Below are 5,867 nucleotides of genomic sequence, written 5' to 3' on the forward strand. Positions count from 1 at the left end.
AAATTTGTTAATAATTAAACTATGATCGCGCCGTAACGCACCATCTTAAGAAAATTGGTGCGTTACGCTATCACTAACGCACCCTACAAGAGCCGCTGGTCGATTTTTTTTGAAAAAATTGAGGTAGCTTGTAGGGTGTGTGTTTGCGCGTATTTAAAGGAAATTTGTTAATAATTAAACTATGATCGCGCCGTAACGCACCATCTTAAGAAAGAAAATTGGTGCGTTACGCTATCACTGTAGCTTGTAGGGTGTGTTAGGCGCGTATCCAAAGGAGATTTGTTAATAATTAAACTATGATCGCGCCGTAACGCACCATCTTAAGAAAATTGGTGCGTTACTCTATCACTAACGCACCCGACAAGAGCCGCTACTGTGTCCTCTGTGGTTTTTATTATGATTATTTAACTGCTACCGAATATCCCCCCGTAGCAATCTCTCCCTAGTAACAGGTTTCTAGTTCTTGTTTGATATTCAGGCAGAATGAATGATATAATTGGTGCGTGGGGTGTGGCTCTTTCGTGTAAAAGCTTGTTACCTGTAGAATATAACAATCTCAGGTCTTTTGTCAAGTCTAATTTTAGGGGTTTTGCTCACGGAAACATCAGCTTTTCACAGAACTTGATACTTGACGATGTTGATGTCTATTATCGCGAAATTTCTAAGTTTAATTTAGGGGATAAACAGGGGGCGATCGCATAATTCTTTTCAACGAGGTTATGAGCTATCCAGCAATTCGATACCCATCACCATCACCTGATTGCATTTATTGATTTTTCATCGCATACTATTTAAAAAGAAACGTGCCAAAGACAAAAATCATCTTTTATCAAGAAGCAGAAGGCATCTCACCCGTCGTTGAGTGGCTTCAGAAATTACTCAAAACTGATAAAAAAGGATTTGCCAAATGTATAACCAAAATCGAACAACTTGCCGCACAAGGACATGAACTGCGCCGTCCTGCTGCCGATTATCTCAGAAATGAGATCTGGGAGCTTAGAGCCAAACAGGGAACCATACAATATCGAATCCTCTATTTTTATCATGGTCAAAATATAGCAATTATTGGTCATGCTCTTATCAAAAAAACTTCCGCCGTTTCCTCACAAGACATCGAGAGAATTATCCAAAGAAAAGCACAATTTAAACAAAATCCAGAACTTCATACTTATCAAGGAGAAATAAACAATGCCTAAAACCACAGATGCCGTAAAAATCATTCACCAAATGATTGCAGACGATCCCACAATCAAAGAACAAATTGCCCTAGAATCCCTCAACTCAGAAATCGCACAATTGATTTATGACGCTCGTATGAATGCTGGATTAACTCAACAACAACTAGCCGACCTAATCCATGTTGAGCAATCCGTTATTGAAGATCTAGAAGACGCTGACTATCAAGACAATCCCCTAATAATGCTACAAAAAATTGCCACTGCCCTTAATCAACGAGTCAAAATGAGCCTTGTTAGTAGCTTGTAGGGTGCGTGTTTGCGCGTATTTAAAGGAGATTTGTTAATAATTAAACTATGATCGCGCCGTAACGCAGCATCTTAAGAAAATTGGTGCATTACGCTATCACTAACGCACCCGACAAGAGCGGCTACTGTGTCCTCTGTGGTTTTTATTATGATTATTTAACTGCTACCGCATATCCCCCCGTAGCAATCTCTCCCTAGTAACAGGTTTCTAGTTCCTGTTTGATATTCAGGCAGAATGAATGATATAATTGGTGCGTGGGGTGTGGCTCTTTCGTGCAAAAGCTTTTCACCTGTAGAATATAACAATCTCAGGTCTTTTGTCAAACTTAGTCTTGAGGATTTTTATAACAAATTTATGAGCTTTTTATTTGTATTTGTCACATTTTTTTGAAAAAATGGTAGATAAACAACTGAAAACTGTTATCTGGATTGGAGCATCAAAAAAGGAGCTATTAGAATTTCCAGGGTGAGAGCATCTCAAAAGCTATTGACAATTGGCCAATTTTGTGATCCGCTTGCTGTGTGGGCATTTCAGGTGATACCAGTCAATCAGAATAGTTACGAAATCTTAACATTTGGTCGATTCTTGCTTAACAATTGAGATGGCAAATTCTCCTCAAATATTCCTGAATTGCCCTCTGGGTAAGCAACTCACACAAAGTTCATTTTGTCAAGGATTGTTAAGATGCGCTTGCCCTGTTAGAATTTCCTGAAGAGGTTGTTGATGAAGTTGGCTACATTCTTTATCGTGTTCAGAATAATCAAAATCATCCTAATGTCAAAAGCTTAAAGGGGTTTAATGGTGTTTTTGAAATAGTCAGCGATTATCAAACCGATACCTATAGAACAGTTTATGCTCTTAAACTAAGCAATGCTATTTTTATTCTCCATGCCTTTAAGAAAAAATCAAAATCAGGGATTAAAACACCAAAACAAAATATTGATCTAATCAAAGAACGCCTGAAAAAAGCACAGGAGATTGCCAAAGAGCAACAATAAATACCAAAAAGGGGATAAATGATTATGACAGAATATACTATTAGTTCAGGAAACATTTTTGAAGACTTAGGCTTTGCTAATGCTGAAGAAAAACTCGCTAAAGTCAAGCTGGCTTCAGTGATTTATGATCTGATTACTGAAAAAGGATTAAACCAGCAGGAGGTCAGTCAAATTTTGGGAATTGACGAGGCTAAAATTTCTAACTTAAAAAATGGCAGATTGCAAAAATTTTCTCTTGAGCAGATGTTTAGCTTTCTAGTAGCATTAGGTCAGAATATAGAAATCCTAGTCACTCCCCAAGCTGTAGCAAACTCTAGTGTAAGTATCCAGGTTATGTATCGAAATAAATCCTAATCTAAGTGCGATCGCCGATCTCGTAAAGTGTGTTAATATTAATGTAACGCACCAGCCAACTTTAAATAAAGGACTAACCGTAATGTCATCAATTATTACCGAAGAAAAAACCAAAGAAATCCTAACCGAAATCCTCATTGAAATGATGCAAAACAAACGGGAACTATTTTATGAAATTGTTATCGAAGCTCTAGAAGATATTGGTTTAGCTAATGCTATTACGGAAGGATTAAATGGTGAATTTGTTCCAGAAGAAGAAGTTTTTGCTATTCTCAATGGAGAAGTTGAATGAAAATTCAATTTGTAGCCAAATTCTCCAAAGACTTAAGAAAAATTAAAGATCAAAAACTATTATCTGAGATAAAAACTGTTGTCAATGAATGCAAATTAGCTCAAACACTGGATGATATAAAAAACCTCAAAAAGCTTAAAGGTTATCAGGGTTTTTATCGTATCAAAATAGGAGATTATCGTATTGGTGTTGCAATTATTAACGATGAACTGATCTTTAGTCGATTCTTACACAGAAGAGAGATTTATAGATTTTTTCCCTAAAACTAAGCAGTGCCAACACACTGAAGAACTGATGCAAAAATATAGAGATTTGCCAATGGATTTAGCCGACGCATCTTTGGTTATTTTAGCAGAAGAATTAGGTTCAGGTCAAATTCTTTCCGTTGATTATCGAGATGTGAATACCTATCGTTGGAAAAATACGGAGCCATTTCAAATAAAACTGGCTGAAATAAGTTATCAAGAATGGTTAAAAAATCAAGGAGAATAAGAAAATGAGTGATTTTGAAAAAAGTAATAGTAATATTTTCGCTGATCTTGGCGACCCAGAAGCCGAACAAACTTTAGTCCGCGCTCAAATTCTATCTCGGATTATTGATATTGTCAATGAACGGAACTTCACGGAAGCTGAAACAGCAGAAACTTTAGGAATATCAAAACTAGAAGCATCTCAATTAATCAAGGGAAAACTGAGTCAATTTTCTCTTGAAGATTTGTTTCATATTCTCAACGCTCTTGATAAAGATGTTGAAATAATTCTTAAGCCGAAAGTTGATGTCCAATTCGCTAAAATTCGGGTGTTAATAGAACTATAAACATTAATATGAAGGAAGGATAAACTATGAAAGAACAATAGTATTTTAGCACCAGAAAACGAGGTGCAATCGATGATTTTAGCCGATAATTCCGTAAGGGTGGCGTAGGAGTCTTTTATTATGCAGGATATGGGGTACAGGTAGAAGGGGAGAATTATTTAATTCCCCTCAAGGCCAAACTCTTGAAGGGAAGCGATGTCCGCTCATAACGCTTTCCCAGATCGTAATTTTAAGGAGTAAAAAAATGAAATTTAATTATTATCCTGAAACTGATTCCCTGTACATTAGTCTATCAGATAAAACGATTACCGATTCTCAAGAAATTGCTCCTGATATTGTCTTGGATTTTGACAAAGAAGGAAAATTAGTCGGAATTGACATTGATAGAGCAAGTCAAGTTGTTGATTTAACTCATTTGGAATCTGAATCGTTACCTGTAAATTCTATTCTCTTAGCAAATTAGTAATCTGTAGAAACCCAACTCAATTATTTAAAAGTCTTGGGTTGAACGATAGTGAAACCCAACCTAGGATAAGACTTTATTGATGATCCCTGTCAATCGGGCGATCGCAGTTTAATTGATGCCCGTAATATGTTGTAAAATCGTATCTAATTTTTGGTTAATCTCATCACGAAACTCTTCAAAATTCGATTGAAGCCGATCAACTTTATCTTCAAGATGATCAATTTCCTCATAGACTCGATCAAAACTCCGGTTTAGCTCTCTTCCTGTCACTTGGGTATCTTCCAGACGCTCCAGGCGCCGATTAAGACTCCTCAATTGACGCTCCACTTCATAATTTTTATCGTTCGGTTCCTGAGCTTGTGCCATAGGGAAAATCGTTGAATGAGAATATCTTAACTCAATTATATGTTAACTATTGACTAAATAAAGGATTCTACTTCTCTTAAATCAGCCTGTAGGGTGCGTGTTTGCGCGTATTTAAAGGAAATTTGTTAATAATTAAATTATGATTGCGCCGTAAAGCACCATCTTAAGAAAATTGGTGCGTTAGTGATAGCGTAACGCACCCTACAAGATAGGCGATTGCACTTACATCATTTAGGAGGAACAATCCACTACGGTGATCGCACAATTGGGTATGTTAGAATAAACACAGTTATTTCTCAAAGAAAATACCATAGGACAAGTTTCAGTTTCACAAGTAAAGGAAGATTTTGCTTACATTATGGACAGGGCCCAACAAGAACCGATTCTTGTCCGGGAGCATGACCACAATTGTGTGGCTATTATTTCGATGAAGGATTATGAGGATTTGCTCAAGATAAAAAATCTTCGTCTAAAAAATATATCGGCAGATTTAGGAGCAGGGTAATGATTCGGTAGTAGTGGCGTAGCCCTCTTGCTTACCTGGTATGAATTGTGTAAAATATTTATGAATAAAAATAATTGGAACCCAATCAGTCTTTAAACCTCTAGCTTGCTCATGACTTTTCTGATAAATATCTTTTTCTGGCTTCTGTCTGGCTTACTCAAATATCAGTCTAGCACCGAACAAAGTCCCCCCCCTAGTTCACCTCTATTCCCCTGTCCTAATTGTGGTTCTCATTATATGATCAAGAATGGTTCTATTCCTAAGGGAAAACCCAAACGTCAAGGTAAAGAATGTGGTCAACCGTTTGTGATCAATCCCACTAATAAAACCGTCTCTGACGAAACCAAACAATTAATTGACAAACTCTTACTCGAACGAATTTCCTGACGAGGAATTGCCAGAGTAACAGGGGTAAGTTGCTCATGTTTACAAAATTATGTCAACAATAAACTGGCGGCTGTCCCCCGTCAAATAAAGGTTTCGGACAAACCAAAAGGTAAATTGGTTATAGAATGTGATGAGATGTGGTCTTTGGTTTTTTCTAAGACGATAAAGGTCTATATTTGGCTTGCAATTGATAGAAA

General features: G+C 36.8%; 10 protein-coding genes and 2 pseudogenes. 11 read left to right on the forward strand and 1 reads right to left on the reverse strand.

Going from position 1 to position 5,867, the window contains the following annotated elements; genetic code table 11:
* The first annotated feature begins 803 nt into the window (after nt 1–803).
* From IM515_RS14710 to IM515_RS14750, 9 genes and pseudogenes are all read left to right on the forward strand, one after another.
* On the forward strand, nt 804–1,196 hold the full coding sequence (locus IM515_RS14710; RefSeq protein WP_287630577.1) for a type II toxin-antitoxin system RelE/ParE family toxin: 393 nt from the start codon (nt 804–806) through the stop codon (nt 1,194–1,196).
* Entirely contained in the window at nt 1,189–1,485 is a 297-nt protein-coding gene (locus IM515_RS14715; RefSeq protein ID WP_002731911.1) for a helix-turn-helix domain-containing protein, read from the forward strand. The genes IM515_RS14710 and IM515_RS14715 overlap by 8 nt, the downstream gene beginning before the upstream one ends.
* A 695-nt stretch (nt 1,486–2,180) precedes the next feature.
* On the forward strand, nt 2,181–2,483 hold the full coding sequence (locus tag IM515_RS14720) for a type II toxin-antitoxin system RelE/ParE family toxin (RefSeq protein ID WP_346304622.1): 303 nt from the start codon (nt 2,181–2,183) through the stop codon (nt 2,481–2,483).
* Nucleotides 2,484–2,507: 24 nt separating this feature from the next.
* On the forward strand, nt 2,508–2,837 hold the full coding sequence (locus IM515_RS14725; protein ID WP_287630578.1) for a helix-turn-helix domain-containing protein: 330 nt from the start codon (nt 2,508–2,510) through the stop codon (nt 2,835–2,837).
* Nucleotides 2,838–2,919: 82 nt separating this feature from the next.
* Nucleotides 2,920–3,129, forward strand: a complete 210-nt coding sequence (locus IM515_RS14730; RefSeq protein WP_043995852.1) for a hypothetical protein — start codon at nt 2,920–2,922, stop codon at nt 3,127–3,129.
* Nucleotides 3,126–3,392: a type II toxin-antitoxin system RelE family toxin gene (locus IM515_RS14735; protein WP_002771198.1), complete on the forward strand. Its 267-nt coding sequence runs from the start codon at nt 3,126–3,128 to the stop codon at nt 3,390–3,392. Before IM515_RS14730 ends, IM515_RS14735 begins: the two co-directional genes overlap by 4 nt.
* A gap of 19 nt (nt 3,393–3,411) precedes the next feature.
* Nucleotides 3,412–3,621 (forward strand): annotated as a pseudogene (locus IM515_RS14740) (hypothetical protein); the annotation flags it as partial.
* A gap of 4 nt (nt 3,622–3,625) precedes the next feature.
* Complete coding sequence (locus tag IM515_RS14745) at nt 3,626–3,946, forward strand: helix-turn-helix domain-containing protein (RefSeq protein ID WP_287630579.1); 321 nt, start codon at nt 3,626–3,628, stop codon at nt 3,944–3,946.
* Between the two features lie 244 nt (nt 3,947–4,190).
* Complete coding sequence (locus IM515_RS14750; RefSeq protein ID WP_287630580.1) at nt 4,191–4,409, forward strand: DUF2283 domain-containing protein; 219 nt, start codon at nt 4,191–4,193, stop codon at nt 4,407–4,409.
* 111 nt (nt 4,410–4,520) lie between these two features.
* Here IM515_RS14750 and IM515_RS14755 read toward each other — a convergent pair whose 3' ends face one another.
* Nucleotides 4,521–4,778 (reverse strand): hypothetical protein, encoded by a 258-nt coding sequence (locus tag IM515_RS14755; RefSeq protein WP_002762931.1) that lies wholly within the window; start codon nt 4,776–4,778, stop codon nt 4,521–4,523.
* Between the two features lie 310 nt (nt 4,779–5,088).
* On the opposite strand from IM515_RS14755, the gene IM515_RS14760 reads away from it, so the two are divergent.
* Both IM515_RS14760 and IM515_RS14765 read left to right on the forward strand, forming a co-directional pair.
* A complete protein-coding gene (locus IM515_RS14760; protein ID WP_287630582.1) occupies nt 5,089–5,283 on the forward strand; it encodes a type II toxin-antitoxin system Phd/YefM family antitoxin in 195 nt (64 codons plus the stop codon).
* A 111-nt stretch (nt 5,284–5,394) separates the two neighbouring features.
* Nucleotides 5,395–5,867, forward strand: a pseudogene (locus IM515_RS14765) (IS1/IS1595 family N-terminal zinc-binding domain-containing protein); the annotation flags it as partial.

Origin of the sequence: Microcystis sp. M44BS1, assembly GCF_020244875.1 — a bacterium.
Taxonomy (GTDB): domain Bacteria; phylum Cyanobacteriota; class Cyanobacteriia; order Cyanobacteriales; family Microcystaceae; genus Microcystis; species Microcystis panniformis.